The sequence below is a fragment of the Candidatus Nitrotoga sp. 1052 genome, from assembly GCF_927312905.1.
Taxonomy (GTDB): Bacteria; Pseudomonadota; Gammaproteobacteria; order Burkholderiales; family Gallionellaceae; genus Nitrotoga.
Genome location: NZ_CAKMHQ010000068.1, coordinates 1 through 17,312, shown reverse-complemented (window position 1 = coordinate 17,312; position 17,312 = coordinate 1). Strand labels below are relative to the sequence as shown.

The following is a 17,312-nucleotide window of genomic DNA, read 5'->3' as shown; positions in this document are numbered from 1 at the left end:
TCTACCCAAAGCTGAATCAGGTGTTCAGAATGGGGTTTTTCTACAGCGTCGTTAGGCTTCATTTCATTCAGCCCACCCGGGCTCATTTCAGCGCTCTTGGTTTGTCATATGCCGTCCTTATGTAGAAATCCTGGACAAGCCAAGCAGCGAGGAAATTTTGGCGCGCACTTCATCCAGTTCGTAGGCAGATGCTTTGCCTTTGGGTGTAGCTTTGCGTGCGCGCCAATCGAGATTTTTGACTTGATCGGACAGCACCGCGCCGCTGACACCTTCTGCACGAATGATGACTTCGAACGGGTAACCTTTTATTAGCGTAGTCATCGGGCAGCACAACATCGTGCCGGTTTTGTTGTTGTAGGCGGCGGGGCTAAGCACCAGCGCGGGGCGGTGTCCTGCCTGCTCATGCCCGGCCTGAGGCGAGAATTCGAGCCAGACTATATCCCCCGCCTCCGGCACGAAGCGGCGCGCCATTACCAGACTTCCTTGCCGACCGGCGCGCCAGTATCAACGGGCTTGTGCTGATTCTTCACGGTGATGCCGCCCAGCAATTCTTCCAGCTTATATTCCTTGCGGCGTACCGGTTCAATAACGATGCGTCCCTGTTCTTCGCGTACTTCAACAGGCTGGTTCAGAACGACATGCGCCGCCGCCATAACAGATGCCGGAATGCGCACCGCAGCGCTGTTGCCCCATTTTTTTACAATGACTTCCATGATGTGTGCACCCCGTGCAAATTGAATGCCGGCAGTTTAGGTGCGTGCGTGGCATGTGTCAACATTGTTTATACATGTGGATCCATTCATCAAACCAGGATTTCAAGCAATACCGAATGCCATTTGGCTAGGTCGATCTTGCACATTTTACCAACCAGTTAAAAAGGGGCAGTTTCATTTCATTCAGCCTAACCTACCGGACTCAACGTCCCAGCGGAACACCCCAGCTCTTGAGCAATCTTCCCAGGCTTGCGTCCCATTGATAACTGCGTCTGGATCATCGTTCGCTCTTCAATACACAATTGCTTGTAGATTTTTCCCATGCAACATTTTCTCCCAAAAATATTGCACTTGGTTTTTGAGCGCGCCTTACAATTAAACTTTGATGGATTTCCAAAATTGGATATTACCCAATTCTCTGCCAGAATTGATCAGCAAGACTTCAAGTGACTGGATGGAAATTTATAATTTGATAATGAGCACACTACAGATGTCTACGGCTAAACTGAAATGATCAACCAACATGAACTGGCCGCCCATATTTTTGCCAATGTAACCACCGCTCTCGATGAAGACCTGCGCGGTGGTGATCTCACCGCGCAACTCATTCCCTTGCATACAGAAGCACACGCCACTGTTATAACGCGCCAGGATGCAGTGTTATGCGGCGCAGCTTGGTTTGATGCATGTTTTAAAGCTATGGATAAAAATTGCATCATTCATTGGCTTGTGCAGGATGGCGATGTCATAACAGCCAAGCAAACGCTGTGCGAGATACGCGGTGATGCACGTGCGATGCTGACTGCCGAACGGTGTGCTCTCAATTTTTTGCAGACACTTTCCGCTACCGCCACGCAGACGCGGCACTATGTCGAAGCGGTGCGCGGCACGCACGCGAAAATTCTGGATACACGCAAGACGCTGCCGGGTCTACGCATAGCACAGAAATATGCGGTGAAAATGGGCGGCGGGCATAACCAGCGGATTGGTTTATTTGATGGCGTGCTGATTAAGGAGAATCACATCTTGGCTGCGGGTGGCATCCGTCCTGCGTTGGAGCAAGCTTTTCGTCTTGCTCCCGAGGGTATAAGCATCCAAATTGAAGTAGAGAATCTGGAACAGCTGCGTGAAGCGCTAGATGCTGGTGCCAAACTAATTTTGCTCGACAATTTCGATCTCGATAGTATGCGTGCTGCTGTCAAATTCACTGCCGGACGCGCCGAACTGGAAGCCTCCGGCGGCATTACTCTTGATAAAGTACGCGCTATCGCCGAGACCGGCGTAGAACGCATCTCCATTGGTGGCCTGACCAAAGATATACAGGCTGTAGATTTATCGATGCGGTTTGAAATTTAATCTATCGTTTCCCATTTAGGGAGCATTCACAACTGAGGTAAAAATCATGAGCGACTCCATAAATATCGTCTGCCCGAGTTGCGATGCGGTAAATCGCATTCCAGCTGGAAAGTTAACCAGCCAACCGAGCTGCGGCAAATGTAAACAAGCTCTGTTTAACGCTCATCCGATTGAGCTGAGCAGCAGTAACTTCGAGAAGCACATCACGCGTAACGATATCCCGGTTCTGGTGGATTTCTGGGCACCATGGTGCGGTCCCTGCCGCATGATGGCGCCCGCCTTTATTCAGGCAGCAGAGAAGCTCGAGCCGGGAATACGTTTAGCTAAACTAAATACAGAAGAAGCGCAGGAACTAGGCACGCGCTATAACATCCGCAGCATTCCCACCCTAGCCATATTCAAAAATGGACGGGAGGTGGCAAGACAGGCAGGCGCCATGGATGTGTCCGGCATTGTGTCATGGGCTCGTGCTAACGCCTGAAACGCCACCTAAACGCTATGCAACTGGTGCGGGAGGTTGAAAGTTGATTACCCACTCTCTTTCACATAAAGCCAATAAATAATGGGAGGGAGACCGCCAGTGAAGATACCTATGAAAAAAAACAACACACCATACGGATGCAAACGATTCCTGTCGTGCCTAGCGATAGGAGCCGTGTGTTTGTCAACAGCCGGTTGCGTCACGGGTCCACGCAGCCTCGAGGCTAACCGATTAATTTACAACGAGGCGATCAAGAGTACCAGCGAGGCCCAGTTGTTGCTTAACATTGTTCGATTGCGCTATAACGATACACCGAGCAGCCTGGCAGTATCGGCGATTGCGACGCAATCCGAGGTGCAGAAAAGCTTTCAGCTGGCTCCCTTTTTCGGTGTGAGCGGTGGTGATCCGGCGCAGCACTTTGCCGCGCTGCTGCCGCAAGCGCAAATATCCACTACTGACCGTCCGACCATCACGCTGACACCGCTTGACGACCAGGAATTCACACGCAAACTTTTTACACCGATGACACTTGACGGTGTGCTGTACCTCACAAAAACAACGTGGCCGATATCCACGGTATTCCGTCTGTGGCTGGAGAATCTTAATTGGGTTTCCAACGCCCAGAACGGTAGCGGCCCAACGTTGAAGAGCTTGCCAGACTATGCCGAATTTTTGCGCGGCATCAATGCGCTGCAAGCGTTGCAGGATCGAGGCCATATCGTGTTCGGCACTGAAGAGCGAGAGGAGCCACAACAAGGTACTGTGGCCGCCGGCCCAACGGCTCACGACTTGCTGGATGCGGCCAAGGAAGGTTATGAATTTCGTCCTGATCACAACAGCGCATTGGTATTAGTCAAGAAAAGCCGGCAACCGGTGATGAAGGTTCATCCGGAAGCATTGGCTTCTGCCGAAATGCGAGAACTCGCTCAGGTTTTCGGCCTCCGGCCGGGACTGCCGAAATATGATCTCAAGATCGAGAACCTGGACCCGTTCAAGATAAATCATCCGTCGGACGGCGTAGACGTTTTGGACCTGGAGACGCGCTCGTTGCTTCAGGTGTTGTATTTCGTTTCCAAAGGGCTTGATGTTCCTGTGGAACATGTGGGACGAGGATTCGTTCAGGCAACGACCGACGAAACTGGCCAGCCGTTCGATTGGCGAAAAATCACGAGCAATCTCTTCCACGTATATTCGGCCAATGGAGACAGGCCACCAACCGCGCATGTGGCGGTCAAATATCTGGACTACTGGTTCTATATAGACAAAGCTGATCAGGACACTATGGCTACTTTTTCGTTGCTGATGCAACTGGCGCGGCTGGAAACAAATGGCAAAACAGGGCTAGGGCCGACGTTGACCCTGCCGTTGGGCGGGCGATAACAGGGAAACTGGCCAGTCATAGACACTGAGTATGTCGGAAAGTAACGTTGCACAGGAACCGGAAGTTATTAATGATGCCCGACGGTAGTTTGTCGGGCAGGGTGGGAAAGGGAGACCGATTCTTTAGTTTCGGTTCACCCTGATGCTGTATGAGCCAGTACCTCGAACCTTATTATAATGTCGAACTTGGGCAAAATATTGTCCCGGGATGAGTTCAGCTGCGATTCTCGCATTTAGTCCAATGCCACCATCGTCGTCTTCGGTGATAAGACTCGTCTGACTGTTGGGGCCGAATAACTTCATCACCACATCGGTCTGGCCGCCCGTTTGTATGATATGGCGACCGCTCTTTTTTACGGTGAATTTGAACAGGTCTTCTTCACCAGGCAGGCCGATCGAGGTTGATACGGGTGCTGCATTGACGCCCAACTCGATTGCTTGAACCGCAGTGTGCGGATAGGCTTGTTCGCTGGCAATGAAGGCCTTGTCCAGCGCTGACAACACGTTATTTTCTGTGGTGCCATGGCCGTTTTTGACCCAAGTGTCGGGAAAGAAGTAAAGCATGATCGAAGCGGGATCGAATTCCGTCCCCCTGATCTGATCAGCCGCATATTTTTCCAAAACATTGTGCCGAATTTGCTCCGGGGTCCAGTTATTCGGCGGTCCGCTTAGGTCATTGAGGACGACTTCCTCGTTCCACTCAATTCCCCCAGACGGATTTTGATGCTCGTGTGCAAGACCGATTGTGTGGCCAAACTCATGGGCGGCAGTGCCACCATCGAGAAATCCAAGGTTCATTGTGGGCTGATCGCGCGGAATTGATTGACAATCTGTACCGATATAGGACCACGCCCCGTCCGAGGAATCAAAGGCGATGCGAATCTCTGCGTCGGGTGCGTTGTTAAACTCGAATGTCAGATTCGCATGCGGAAGCCACCATAGCGCTTGTTCTTTGGCGATTGCTTGCTGGGCATTGGTCCCGCCCATGAATCGTACGCGTAGTGTCGATCCATTGATCCACATCTTTCTAAAAACGAAGACTGCCCGCGCTGGCCCAGTGCCAAGCCTGATAGTCTGTTGCGGGCGGACAAGATCGAGCGGCAGAAGTCTGTCGTGACAAATTTTTAGATTCTCTTTCATAGTGATCTCCTTAGAATAAAAAGCTGAATTTTCAGTCAATGTTTATGCCATTCTGATGCACCCTCGGATAACGGGTTTTACGAGCGATTACATTTCGTTAATGTACCTGCTGCTCATATCAAACTATCGTCTTCACCTGGAAGTTATTATTCCGGTAAGGTCACAATAGTAGGGCGACACCCAAAAAAAGCGAATAAGCAAATTGCTTATTTTTTGATTAAGGGAAATACGTAGAATAGGCTGTGCACAAGAACTTGAAATGTTTCTGATGCCGTGACGATGCAGGGGTGTACAAATTTCGAGAGTCGCGATGGAAAACCGATGACGCTTGCATCATTCCATTAATTCGCAGATGGGCGATATCCGCCAAGAATTGCAGAACAATTGGGAAATTTCTGTTCAGAAAATCACAGTATGCTTGAGCATCGTCGCTACAAAAAGAAGCAAGTAACATTAAAAATGTGTTTGTCGTAAGTTCTTGTTTATAACCTTAGGAGACAACAAATTGTCAAATCTTAAAACCGTAGCGGCATTTCTGTTGTTTTTAATAAGTTCTTCCGCTTGGGCATTCATGCCAGCCACCGGAATGTGGGGCGTTGATTCTGAGGATAACGGACTGCCCGGCAGAGGGTTCCAGATTGAGGCAGAAAACGGAATAGTCGTTCTTACATACTTCGGATACCGAGCAAATGGCAGTAGTGTATTTTATTACGCGGCTGGTCCAATCATAAATAATACCTTCACAGCCTCTCTTCTTGATTTGGGTGGAGGTACATCGTTAGGTGGGCCATATCAAACCGCGTCTTTATTAGATCCGGCTGGCACAGTTACAATTAATTTTTCAAGCGGGAAGCACGGCATAATTTCATTGCCCAGTGAGCCACAAAGGGCCATTTCAAAGAGGCCATTTGGATATTTCGACGGGCATGATGGATTGCTTGGGACATGGTTGTTCACAAGGATACAAGGCCAAACTCCGATTTCACAAATGCGAAATTTGACCATTAACACTGGAATATCAGGGTCTACAGGTAATGGCATTGTTTACACGGCTGAATTAGATTTTCTTTGTGAGTTTCAGATTTCCGGGGTTCTTGCTGGGATGGTGGCATGTGGTGATGTCCCGTTAGTGGCAGGCTCAATGGTGTATGGGCTAAAATATTCAGGCGATAGGGGTGATGGTATCGCGTCTCAAAAATTGTCTTCAAGTGAAATTTATGGCCCCTCCCAAGAAATGCATGCTCTCAGGATATCGACAAAGAATGGCATCAAAACAGGACTTAATGACGGAACAGATGAATCCTTATTAGTCAAATTTCAATTAGTCCCTGCGCAGGTATCAACTCAAAACTTGGAGCAGGTGGTTACTGAGAAACCGTTGTCATTGGCGGATGTAAAAATAGTAGAGGCCCTTAAAATATGGGCTTCGGAAGCTCAGGCAATCATGCAACGGGTTCCTTAGCCATGATATTTGAATATCATTAGAGGTGCCCATTACTCTGGAGCAGAGGGTAGGGTATCAAGTCTCTGTGGCCTTTTTGCTGATAGACCGCCTGTTTTCCCAGGCGTAGATTTTTTCCCTAATTCAAAAGGAATTCAAATGGACTTAACAGACAGACAGGCTGGAATCATTCATGGCCAGAGAGCATGCGTCCATACGGGGGCATTTTTGGGCGACATTAAGACTGAAAATGAAGATTATTTTTTTGGTGTTAAGTCTTTTTTCGGTGTTATGTCGATAACCTTTACACCAAGCTCCTTTAGCTTTTCATCAACTTCCTTGCCTTTCTTTTTGGGAACAGTTTCCGTGAAATCGGCCTTTGGGTCGATTGGGTCGTAAGTAATCGTCCCGTCAGAGTTAACTTTCTTTGTCATGACGGGTTTTGACGTTATGTCAATAACCTGGACGCCCACTTCCCTTGCTTGTTCATCAATTTCCTTACTTAGCTTTTGTGGAACTGTTTCTGGTGAACCAGCCTTCGGGTCACCCACCGGGTCATAGGTAACTGTACCGTCAGGGTTGATTTTCTTTGTCATGACGGGGGCTGCAATTGCTACGCTTGAGATAGTAATGGCAAGCAGCAGTGTGATGAGTTTCATATGAATGCTCCTGAAAATGTTTACAAACTATTTGAAACCCGTGCGCTTGAACAAGCGTGGTTACATTCTGGTTTACATATTACAAAAAGTAGCAAACAAAAAAGACTGGTGTATATGCAAGAAATTGATTTTATTGGTGCCCCGAAGACGAATCGAACGTCCGACCTACCCCTTAGGAGGGGGTCGCTCTATCCACTGAGCTACCGAGGCGCGCGCGCATTCTAACGCAAATGTGCTTTGATCACATCCTGCTACTCAGCATTGACACTCTGCTACTCAGCATTTATTTAGTGAGAATTATTCACAAAGATGGCAAACAACACTGCATTGGCTTGTTTCCGGCTGATGAGGCATTATTGAAACTCGTCTGTCTGGTGCTACAAAACATCAGCGGAAAATGGGCGACGCTTATCAGAGACTGGAAAGCTGCGCTTGATCGCTTTACTATCCAGCTTAGGAGCGGATGTCAGCATTAACAAATTTCGTTTGCACAAAATTCAGGAAACTCTCCAAAAAAGAGAAAGAACTCCTCTTGAATATTAAGGCTTACCTTCTTGCTCATGAAAGAATCGAAAGTGGTTTTTGTGTCTGTGAATAATCATTCCCGGTTGTGTGAAGCGGCAAAAGTCATCGCAACCGGTCTTCTGGTCGGGGTGGCGATTCCTGCCGTAGCGGAGCAGGCCGATCCTTTTTCGACACAGGGGCTGACCGCAAGCTCAGTGGCGGGGAGCATTCACCGTCCCCTGCTCGTTATTCCATGCGAAAACGTTCAATTCTCCAAAACTCCGCTTTCGTTGACTGATGTGGTGGAACGGGCGCTGTGCAACAATCCGCAAACCCGTGAAGCTTGGGCGAACGCAAGAGTCCAGGCGGCCCAGGTGGGCGTCGGCAAATCCGCCTATCTGCCATCAATCAGCATCGCCGGAGCGGTATCGAGAAACCGTACCGGTGGCAGCAATTCCTTTACGCCTCGCACGGCAACCTATGACCAGAAGAATGTCAGTGCCTCATTGAATTACCTGTTGTATGATTTCGGCGCCCGTGCCGCTACCCTGGAGAACGCCAGACAGGTACTTACCGCACTAAACTCAACCCAGGATGCCACTATCCAGTCGGTGTTCCTGTTCGCAGTGCAGGCCTACTATCAGCTTTTTGCCACCCAGGCTGCCGTTGCATCTGTGAAGAAAGCGGAAAAATCCGCCCTCGAAAGTCTCAATGCCGCCACCGCCCGTTACAACGTCGGCAGGGGCACCCCGGCCGACAAGCTGCAAGCCCAGACGGCCTATTCGCAAGCAGTACTGAACCGGATACAGGCCGAGGGAGATGCCAGAAACGCCCAGGGCGTGCTGGCAAACAGCATGGGGATGGACGCCAACCGTACTTTTGCACTCACGCCTCCTTCCCTTCAGGTGGCAGACGCGCAGTTCGAGCAAGATATCGCAGGACTGATCGAAGAGGCACGGAGTTTGCGCCCCGATCTGGCAGCCGCTAAGGCTCAGGTCAACGCCGCCAAGGCCACCGCAGAAGCTGCGAAGTCTGCCGGGATGCCGACTATTTCCCTTTCGTCGAACTTATTACATAGCGAATCAAGCATATTCACCACTGCTAACAATGCGGCACTAGGCGTGTCGCTTAATTATCCGCTTTTCACCGGCTACAATATTACTTACCGCATTCGTGCCGCCGAGGCGCAGATCGAAACCCGCCTCGCCCAGCAAGAAAAAATCAGCCAGCAGGTTGCCCTGGACGTGTGGAAAGCCTACCAGGGCGTCGTCACCGGAACCCAAGCGGTTAAAAGCAGCATCGTTCTGGTATCAAGTGCCATTCAATCGGAACGAGTTGCACTCGGGCGCTACAAGGCGGGCGTGGGAAATATCCTCGATCTTCTGATCGTCCAGACATCGCTCGCCAGCGCCCGGTTGCAGAACATTCAGGCCGTTTACAACTGGCACATCGCCAAGGCGGCACTGGCCCAAGCCATGGGTAAACTTGATTTTTCCGCCATTGCGCCGGAAAAAACCTCTCCTTAACTGTTTTTCAATGTACCCATGAAACCAAGCCAATTGCTGTTAATTAAAGTAGCGCTGATTCTGGTCCTGATCGGTCTCGGCGCAGGAGGCTATTACTACTGGCAAAAAACATATTCACTGTCTCTAGCGGAGCGTTACAAAACCCAAGCACTAGAGATGGGAGATATTATCCAGACAGTTTCCGCCAATGGCACGCTCAATCCGGTGGTGCTGGTGAATGTCGGTACTCAGGTCTCGGGGACGGTAAAAAAACTGTATGTAGATTTCAATGACCGGGTCAGCGAGGGACAAACGCTGGCGGAGCTCGATCCGGCCCTGTTCCAGGCACAGGTGGGCCAGAGCGAGGCTAATGTGAGCAACGCACAGGCATCTCTGGAGCTGGCTTTTGCCAACGAGGCGAGAATGCGCGAGCTGTTCAAACAGGAATACGTTTCCAGGCAGGAGCTGGATCAGACGGTACAGGCACTGAAATCGGCCCGCGCCCAGCTCGCCCTGGCGCGGGCACAACTACAGAAGGATCGCACAAACCTTGGCTACTCCGTCATCCGCTCGCCGGTTTCAGGCGTGGTGGTATCGCGCGTAATTGACATCGGCCAGACCGTGGCCGCCAGCTTCCAGACGCCGACCCTGTTCACGATCGCCCAGGATCTCTCCAAAATGCAGATCAATTCCAGTTTTGCTGAGGCCGACGTGGGCAATATCCGGGTAGGGCAGTCGGTACGTTTTACTGTGGATGCCTTCCCCAACCGCACTTTCCAGGGCACGGTCAAGCAGCGTCGACTCAATCCCACCACACTGCAAAATGTGGTGACCTACGATGTGGTGGTGGCAGTTGACAATCCTGAGCAGATACTGATGCCGGGCATGACAGCCTATGTCAACATTACTATTGCCCAGCGCAAGAACGTGCTGCTGGTACCCAACACGGCACTGCGTTTTAAACCTGCCGAGGCTGCACCCAAAAAAGGGAAGCCAAGAAGTAAAGAAGAACATAAAAAAGCCCCGGGCGGGACCGTGTATGTTCTGGAAAACGGCAAACTAAAACTGGTCAGGATAAACACCGGAATCACCGATAACAAGTATACGGAAGTCATGTCCGGGGATTTGAAGGCAGGCGACCAGGTGGTGACTGAGGAAGCTATTTCAACCCAGAATGAAGGGCAGCCGCCAGGAACTATGAGGATGAGAATGTTCTGATGGATGGCGAACCGATTATTCGTATCAGCGGCCTGGGCAAGAATTACCTGACCGCCGCCGGGCCCGTTCCGGCGCTGGAAGACATCAATCTCGTCATTTACCCAGGGGAATTTGTTGCCATCATGGGACCTTCCGGATCGGGCAAATCTACCTTCATGAACCTTCTCGGTTGTCTCGATGTTCCTTCGAGCGGCGCATACTCCCTCAACGGAACCAACGTGCGGACGCTCGACAAGGACCAGCTCGCGCGGCTAAGGAATGGTGTGATCGGCTTCGTGTTCCAAGGGTACAACCTGCTTGCCCGCGTCAATCTGATCGACAATGTGGCGCTGCCCCTGATTTACGCTGGGGTTGGCAAGGCAGAACGGAACAGACGGGCGCAGGAAATGCTCGACAAGGTTGGCTTGGGCAAGTACGGTGCTTCCCGCCCCAGCCAGATTTCTGGCGGTCAGCAGCAGCGGGTGGCCATCGCCCGCGCCCTGATCAACCGCCCGCGACTGATCCTGGCTGATGAACCGACCGGCAACCTGGATAGCAGAACCAGCCATGAAATCATGGGCCTGTTCACGCAACTCAACCGGGATGAAGGCATTACCGTGATTCTGGTGACTCACGAAGCAGACATCGCTTCCTTTGCCAACCGCTTGGTGCGCTTCATAGACGGACACTTGGCCCACGACGGCGCGGTTGAGCACGAATCGCATGGGACACTCGCATGATAAGCGCGATGTTGAGCGAAGCCTGGCTTTCCATGGGCGCAAACAGGCTGCGCACCTTTCTCACTATGCTGGGAATGATGATCGGCGTCGGTGCCGTGATTCTCATCCTGGCCATCGGTAAGGGCGCCCAGTTTCTGGTGGATCAGTCCATCGCCTCCATGGGAAGCAATCTTTTTATCGTCCTTTCCGGTTCCTCGACTTCCGGCGGCATACGCATGGGCTTGGGCGCGACCCCTACGCTCACCATCGGGGATGCACAGGCCATCGCCGAACTACCCGGCATCTCGGCGGTCGCACCCAACGCTCCCGGCACGGCACAACTGGTGTATGGCTCAAACAACTGGAGTACCCAAGTGATTGGTACCACGCCCAGTTATCTTGATGTGCGCGACTGGAAATTGTCCGCCGGCTACCCTTTTTCCGATTCGGACGTGCGCTCCGCTACCCGCGTTGCCCTGCTGGGGCAGACCGTGGTGAAAAACCTGTTCGGCGACGAAGACCCAGTAGGCAAAACCATCCGCATCAAGAAAAGTCCATACCTAGTAGTGGGCGTGCTGACCATGAAGGGGCAAAGCCTGGATGGGCGGGACCAGGACGATAGTGTGTTGATTCCGGTTACCACCGCCCAGCGCAAGCTGTTCGGCTCCCAGTTTCAGGGCACCGTGCGCCTTATCATGGTCCAAGCGGCCTCGGCCCAGGATATGCCCGCGGCCGAACGTTCCATGAACCAGTTGCTGCGCCAGCGCCACCGTCTTCAGGAGGCGGCGGAAAGCGATTTCACGGTGCGCAACCTCACCGCCCTGGCGAATACCGCCGCCGAAACCACCCGTGTCATGTCCGTTATGCTCGGTGCCATCGCATCCATCTCTCTGCTGGTGGGCGGCATCGGCATCATGAACATCATGCTGGTCTCAGTCACCGAACGCACCAGGGAAATCGGCATCCGCATTGCCATCGGCGCCCGCCAGCGGGACATCTTGTTACAGTTCCTGCTTGAAGCGATCACTATTTCCATTGTTGGCTGCCTGGTAGGTGTGGTGCTAGGCATCGGCGGCGCGGTGCTGGTGAATGAGATTACCCAGACTGCCGTGGTTATTACTATGAGTTCCGTTGTCATGGCGTTCATGGTGGCGGCCGCGGTGGGGGTTTTTTTTGGTTTTTATCCGGCAAGAAAAGCAGCTCGCATGGAACCGATTGAAGCGTTGCGGTATCAATAAAAAATTAAACTTGGGAGCATGGTGTAGATGCCACTTGGACCAAAAAGCATGGCAAGAGCCATCATGGCTACAAGCTATCAGTGTACGTAGATTGACGTTACAAGGTGATCCGTAAGATTGAGACCGACACGGCAAGCACCTATGGCAGTCAGCACTTTGGTGCCGTGCTGGGCCAGATTAACACCTTCCGGGAAATCTATGCCGATAAGGGCTACCCGAGTGCTGCGCGGAAAGCGCAAGGGTGCGCGCAATCATCCCATTTCATCACGGCAGGAAAAGTGGAATAAACTTATTGCCAAAATCCTGCCCGGGTCGAGCACATCTTTGCCGGCATTGAACAGATGGGTGGCAAGCTGATTCGTACTATAAGTCAGGTAGGGGCGAATTTTGCCATGACTATGATGGCGGCCAGCTACAACCTCATATGTCTGGTTTATATTAAGTGGGCTGGAATTGGGGTATTCTGACGTTCGCAGCAAGCCGAATAACTTAAAATACGGGCGACTCAAGGTATAAATAGATTGGAATTGCGCAAAAATATGCAATCCATCGAAGAATCTAAAGCGGGTTGGGTCCCGTTCATAAAGTTCAGGCCGGAAAGTTTGAAAGCTATGGGTTTCTAGAGGTGCGCTAAAAATGGATTTTGCCGATAACATCAATTCGATCATCAGTGACTTGTATGAAGGAATACTAGATCAACAGTCGCAAAATCAAGCGCTGCATAATTTGGCCCAACTGTTGGGCAGTGAGCACGTCGCATTAACTACATGGAACAAGCGCACTAATCTCACGCACATTATACAAAGCAGTGGCCTACCAGAGGCATGCACCAGCGCATTTCAAGAGCATTTTTATTTGCTTGATCCGAGTCGAATTCTTGTCAAAAAAATTTCACCAGGTCAATGGTATATTGATCACCTGCATTTTGGGAAAAAGGCCATTAACTGTTCTGAGTTCTATCAAGATTTTATGAAACCTTACGGCTTTGGTTCCCTTTCCGTCTCGCCAATTGCTAGCGATGAAGAATCAGACAGTTTTATTGCCATTCAATATAAAAATATCGCTCACTCACAAAAGACCGATCAACTCAAACAATTGTCTGGCTTACTCGGTCACCTACGACGTGCACTCAATATACAATCACATTTTGAGTCAATCAAAATCCAAAATGCTTTTTTTCAGGCAAGCCTTGAGCAAATAAGACTACCTATTGTGATTGCTAACGGTGATGGAAGAGTCAGCTATGTGAGCAGGCTTGCCGATACTTTACTGTCGCATCGAACTGAAATAAAAATGGTCGCAAACAGCATCACTAGCTGCGATACATTTAACAGAAAATTGATCTATGCAATTCGACTTGCTTGTGGTCTCAATGGCCCTAAAATTGCCAGTGGTTTGAGGGTCGGTGTAAATAGCAACACTGCTTTGCACCTATTAATTACACCGTTACCTATCGACCATCAATGCTGCTATCAAACCCAACAAAATATGGCATTGATCGTGATACAAGATCTCAGTTTACCAATGCTACCGAAGAGAGTTTTATTAAAGCAAATGTATGGGATGACGCTGGCTGAAGCACGAGTTGCTATCGATCTTATCAAAGGTATGGCGCCAAAAGAAATCGCACATGAAGCGGGTGTTGCGATCTCAACGGTACGTTCACAAATGAAAGCGATATTCAGTAAAACGGGTGCCTCAAAACAGGCAGACTTACTGCGTATTCTCTATCCTATTTTGTCTATTGATACAAAATGAAATGTGAGTAGCCCGGTTGGGCTATATGAAATGAAGCCCAACATCACAGGGGACGGATGAACACATGCGTTTTATTGGCCCCTTTGAGGGGCTCACCCAATATGCCTCCAGCTTTGCCGGAGGCCATTTAACCTCTCTTGGTATCCATTCCATCTCAGTACTACGTTTGAGTATGTTGCAGAAACGTAGTACTCCATTTTTCCAGCCTAACTCACGCCAAGGTTAGCTCAATATAACCAAGTTCTTCACTTCAACATCACCTCGTCAATATTTACAACTGTATTGGACGGATTTTACATCTGCAAGACTACCCCAAGCCGGATTAAACCGCACTGGATCTGAAGCATTTGAGGAATTAGCACTTACGTAAATGTATGTGTAGTCATGGAGTGGTTCAGGACATAACTGCCCAGCGCATACTTTCTGATTTGTCCAGTCTGCCGTTATCAAACACTGCACATCCTTATCTGAATTGTTGCGTACCGTGACAAATAAACCTTGGAAAGGACCGCCCCCAAGCTCATAGTAAATCCTCTGATCATAGGTTACCTGAGTCAAACTTCCATCAAGCGGTCTCGTATACTGCAATGGTGATGTACCTCCACCGCCCGTACCACCACCCGTACCAGCGCACCCAATGGATGTGCCACTAAATAATACAAGACTTCCATCCGGGCATTGCATTTCGACAAAAGCAATCGTTGGGTCGGCGGTAGGAGCAAGCACAACGCTTGCAAAAATCTTTCCGTCGAGTAATACCTCAGCATTTGTATTTACTTTTACATTCGAATACTCCAAGAGGGTAAGTAATGCTGAATCCCGTGCTACTAGGGTCCGCCTTGATTCTAGAAACGCAACCGGTATTTTCTCATCAGTTACGGAGTCTCTAACGAACACCCAAGGGTTTACACTATTACCTGCCCAACCTATAAAGACTAGGTCTTGAACAGGAACTGGATGGGGCGCAAGTGGTGGTGGATTAATCACAGGTGGTGGATTAATCACAGGTGGTGGATTAATCACAGGTGGTGGATTAATAACAGGTGGAGGATTAATAACAGGTGGAGGATTAATAACAGGTGGTTTTGGTCCGCCACAAGTAGTGTTTCCGCCACTAATCGTGCCACTTGCCGCGCACATAACCACTCCCTCATTTTCCCAGCCGCAGGCCACTATCTGCTGGATAGCGGTCAGATTGGTAGTAATGCGGTGATTGCTGTCCACTCCTCGGTTGAATCCATTATTATAGGCTCGGTACACCGGTACAGTCCCATTGAAGCAGGATCCACCGGTAGGCGGAGTTGATACAAAATCCAGGCTTTCAAAATTCCAGCGCTTCTCAGTCGCTGGCGTTGCAGCCTGCAACTGCTTGAGACTTGCGCACTCGCCCGGATCTACCGTATAAAAATGCGAGTTGGGGCCGGGGGACTGGCTGCCGTAGAAACGGCAAACAGCAGCGCTGCCGCCTGACATAAAGGTATTGCCGGTGCGACTCCATCCTGGCCCCGCGCTCCCTGTGTCAATGCCAATAGCTTCGTTTTCGTTAGCGGTAATAAAATAGTGATCAAGATTGACGTTGTAGAACTCAATGACAGAAGGGGATACGATAACCGGGTCGGAGACCAGCACCGCCACAGGTATCGAACGATCGGTGGTGGAGTTGTCACCAAGCTGGCCGTTGCTGTTACTTCCCCAGCACTTAACTTGGCCTGCTGTAGTGAGCGCGCATGTGTGTCGATCTCCAGCATTAATGGCAATCACGCCACTTGAAAGACCAACCACATCTACCGGCGACCCGCGAAGAGTGGTGGAACTGTCGCCAAGCTGTCCGTAGTTGTTCATTCCCCAGCACTTGACCCCGCCTGTCCTGGTAAGCACGCAGGCATGGCTATCCCCCATCGTTATGTCGTATACGTTGGAAAGACCGGAAAACTCTATCGGTAAAGTATAGAAAGTGGAGGTAGGTTTATTGCTACCGTGCAGGCCGGTTAGTGTGAGACCCCAGCACTTGACCATGCCTACCGTAGTAACTGCGCAGGCATTGTATTGCCCAGACGCGATGACCCCCACGCCGCTGGCAAGACCTGGAACAATCACTGGGGTGGTGCTCCCATGTCCTAGCTGGTCTATAGCAATAGACCCCCAACACTTGATCCCGCCTGCCGTGGTCTGCGCGCAGGTGAACCCCCCTTTCCCCACTGAAATGGACTTCACGCCGCTGGAAAGGCCTACCACATCCACCGGGGTTAAACGGCCTATGGTGGTCCCATCTCCTAGCTGGCCACTACCATTAGCTCCCCAGCACTTGACCCCGCCCGCTGTGGTAAGCGCGCAGGTGTGGCTGTTTCCTGCTGAGATAGCCTTTACTCCGCTGGTCAAGCCCGCCACCGTCACCGGTGCCCAGCGTCTTATAGTGGTACCATCGCCAAGCTGACCAAATTCGTTTCCCCCCCGACACTTGGCCGCACCTGACGTAGTAACCACGCAGTAGTAATCCCCTCCCGCCGCAATGCCAACCACGTCGCTAGCGAAGCCTGGCGCATCCTCCGCCACAAAGGGGTGGGGAATGGATATGTCCTCTAATTTGGTATAGATTTCTCCACCCCAGCATTTTGCTCCTTGCCCCCACGTGGTTGCGCAGCTGCCAGAATATCCTGCAGAGATATTATTCACATTGCTTAATTCGGCTGCATAACTTGGCATACTCCCCAGCCATCCAATGCACACGAGTAGCAGCGTGTAAAAATAACTTCTCAGAAAATGCAGCATGGAACCTCCGTTGGGTAAGAAATTATCCGTAAATAATATTTACATTCAGATTGATCTTTCGAAACGCGATGATAGATGGGACTAAGTGATTGAAAGCCAAGAAGCTGCGGCCAAGCTTCTCGTATAGCATCAGTATTGCGGGGATCGGTTGAACCAACTGTGCTCCACCTCAACGACCCAGCATCTTGCTCTCCTCTCTGGCGCGCGTTTGAGTTCGTCTGTTTCTTACCCTCTGCCTTTGACGTGTGGGATGTAGCCGTGCGCCTCAATTTGGAAATCATGAAATTGTGCACCCATTTAAAGTTATGGGAAGCAGAACTGCAAATACCATTGCATAAAAATGTCGATTTGCTGCAATTAAAAACATCCTGTTTCCCTTATGGCTATGATCATCCGGCGCCTAGCAGCCTGTCGGGCTACCCGTTAATTCTGCCAGCCACCTGGTATTGCCG

General features: G+C 50.6%; 14 protein-coding genes, 1 tRNA gene and 3 pseudogenes. 11 read left to right on the top strand and 7 right to left on the bottom strand.

Features of this window, described 5'->3' with window-relative positions:
- Nucleotides 1–117: 117 nt before the first annotated feature.
- Entirely contained in the window at nucleotides 118–471 is a 354-nt protein-coding gene (gene mazF, locus MJ768_RS13045; RefSeq protein ID WP_239292343.1) for an endoribonuclease MazF, read from the bottom strand.
- Nucleotides 471–713: an AbrB/MazE/SpoVT family DNA-binding domain-containing protein gene (locus tag MJ768_RS13040; protein WP_239292341.1), complete on the bottom strand. Its 243-nt coding sequence runs from the start codon at nucleotides 711–713 to the stop codon at nucleotides 471–473. Before MJ768_RS13040 ends, mazF begins: the two co-directional genes overlap by 1 nt.
- A 510-nt stretch (nucleotides 714–1,223) precedes the next feature.
- Between MJ768_RS13040 and nadC the strand changes: the two genes are divergently transcribed.
- The 3 genes from nadC (at nucleotide 1,224) to MJ768_RS13025 (ending at nucleotide 3,930) form a co-directional block, all read left to right on the top strand.
- On the top strand, nucleotides 1,224–2,069 hold the full coding sequence (gene nadC / locus MJ768_RS13035; RefSeq protein ID WP_239292339.1) for a carboxylating nicotinate-nucleotide diphosphorylase: 846 nt from the start codon (nucleotides 1,224–1,226) through the stop codon (nucleotides 2,067–2,069).
- Between the two features lie 46 nt (nucleotides 2,070–2,115).
- Complete coding sequence (gene trxC / locus MJ768_RS13030; RefSeq protein ID WP_239292337.1) at nucleotides 2,116–2,550, top strand: thioredoxin TrxC; 435 nt, start codon at nucleotides 2,116–2,118, stop codon at nucleotides 2,548–2,550.
- Between the two features lie 174 nt (nucleotides 2,551–2,724).
- Nucleotides 2,725–3,930: a hypothetical protein gene (locus MJ768_RS13025; protein ID WP_239292335.1), complete on the top strand. Its 1,206-nt coding sequence runs from the start codon at nucleotides 2,725–2,727 to the stop codon at nucleotides 3,928–3,930.
- Between the two features lie 123 nt (nucleotides 3,931–4,053).
- On the opposite strand, the gene MJ768_RS13020 is transcribed toward MJ768_RS13025, so the two are convergent.
- On the bottom strand, nucleotides 4,054–5,070 hold the full coding sequence (locus tag MJ768_RS13020) for a M12 family metallopeptidase (RefSeq protein ID WP_239292334.1): 1,017 nt from the start codon (nucleotides 5,068–5,070) through the stop codon (nucleotides 4,054–4,056).
- A 505-nt stretch (nucleotides 5,071–5,575) separates the two neighbouring features.
- Between MJ768_RS13020 and MJ768_RS13015 the strand changes: the two genes are divergently transcribed.
- Nucleotides 5,576–6,532 (top strand): hypothetical protein, encoded by a 957-nt coding sequence (locus MJ768_RS13015; protein WP_239292333.1) that lies wholly within the window; start codon nucleotides 5,576–5,578, stop codon nucleotides 6,530–6,532.
- 236 nt (nucleotides 6,533–6,768) lie between these two features.
- On the opposite strand, the gene MJ768_RS13010 is transcribed toward MJ768_RS13015, so the two are convergent.
- Nucleotides 6,769–7,170, bottom strand: a complete 402-nt coding sequence (locus tag MJ768_RS13010) for a hypothetical protein (protein ID WP_239292332.1) — start codon at nucleotides 7,168–7,170, stop codon at nucleotides 6,769–6,771.
- Between the two features lie 134 nt (nucleotides 7,171–7,304).
- Nucleotides 7,305–7,380: transfer RNA gene (locus MJ768_RS13005), tRNA-Arg, on the bottom strand.
- A 119-nt stretch (nucleotides 7,381–7,499) separates the two neighbouring features.
- Here MJ768_RS13005 and MJ768_RS13000 point away from each other — a divergent pair.
- The 7 genes and pseudogenes from MJ768_RS13000 to MJ768_RS12970 all read left to right on the top strand — a co-directional run.
- A pseudogene (locus MJ768_RS13000) lies at nucleotides 7,500–7,646 on the top strand (IS256 family transposase); the annotation flags it as partial.
- An 84-nt stretch (nucleotides 7,647–7,730) separates the two neighbouring features.
- Nucleotides 7,731–9,200: a TolC family protein gene (locus MJ768_RS12995; RefSeq protein WP_239292331.1), complete on the top strand. Its 1,470-nt coding sequence runs from the start codon at nucleotides 7,731–7,733 to the stop codon at nucleotides 9,198–9,200.
- An 18-nt stretch (nucleotides 9,201–9,218) separates the two neighbouring features.
- Nucleotides 9,219–10,397: an efflux RND transporter periplasmic adaptor subunit gene (locus MJ768_RS12990; protein ID WP_239292330.1), complete on the top strand. Its 1,179-nt coding sequence runs from the start codon at nucleotides 9,219–9,221 to the stop codon at nucleotides 10,395–10,397.
- Nucleotides 10,397–11,116, top strand: coding sequence for an ABC transporter ATP-binding protein (locus tag MJ768_RS12985; RefSeq protein WP_239292329.1), 720 nt, complete (start codon nucleotides 10,397–10,399; stop codon nucleotides 11,114–11,116). Before MJ768_RS12990 ends, MJ768_RS12985 begins: the two co-directional genes overlap by 1 nt.
- A complete protein-coding gene (locus MJ768_RS12980; protein WP_239292328.1) occupies nucleotides 11,113–12,333 on the top strand; it encodes an ABC transporter permease in 1,221 nt (406 codons plus the stop codon). The genes MJ768_RS12985 and MJ768_RS12980 overlap by 4 nt, the downstream gene beginning before the upstream one ends.
- A gap of 23 nt (nucleotides 12,334–12,356) precedes the next feature.
- A pseudogene (locus MJ768_RS12975) lies at nucleotides 12,357–12,800 on the top strand (transposase); the annotation flags it as partial.
- Between the two features lie 169 nt (nucleotides 12,801–12,969).
- Nucleotides 12,970–14,091 carry a helix-turn-helix transcriptional regulator gene (locus tag MJ768_RS12970; protein ID WP_239292327.1) on the top strand — a complete coding sequence of 374 codons (1,122 nt, stop codon included), beginning with the start codon at nucleotides 12,970–12,972 and terminating at the stop codon, nucleotides 14,089–14,091.
- Nucleotides 14,092–14,355: 264 nt separating this feature from the next.
- Here MJ768_RS12970 and MJ768_RS12965 read toward each other — a convergent pair whose 3' ends face one another.
- Nucleotides 14,356–16,860, bottom strand: a complete 2,505-nt coding sequence (locus MJ768_RS12965; protein WP_239292325.1) for an RCC1 domain-containing protein — start codon at nucleotides 16,858–16,860, stop codon at nucleotides 14,356–14,358.
- Nucleotides 16,861–16,882: 22 nt separating this feature from the next.
- Nucleotides 16,883–17,130: pseudogene (locus MJ768_RS12960) on the bottom strand (transposase); the annotation flags it as partial.
- Nucleotides 17,131–17,312 lie beyond the last annotated feature (182 nt).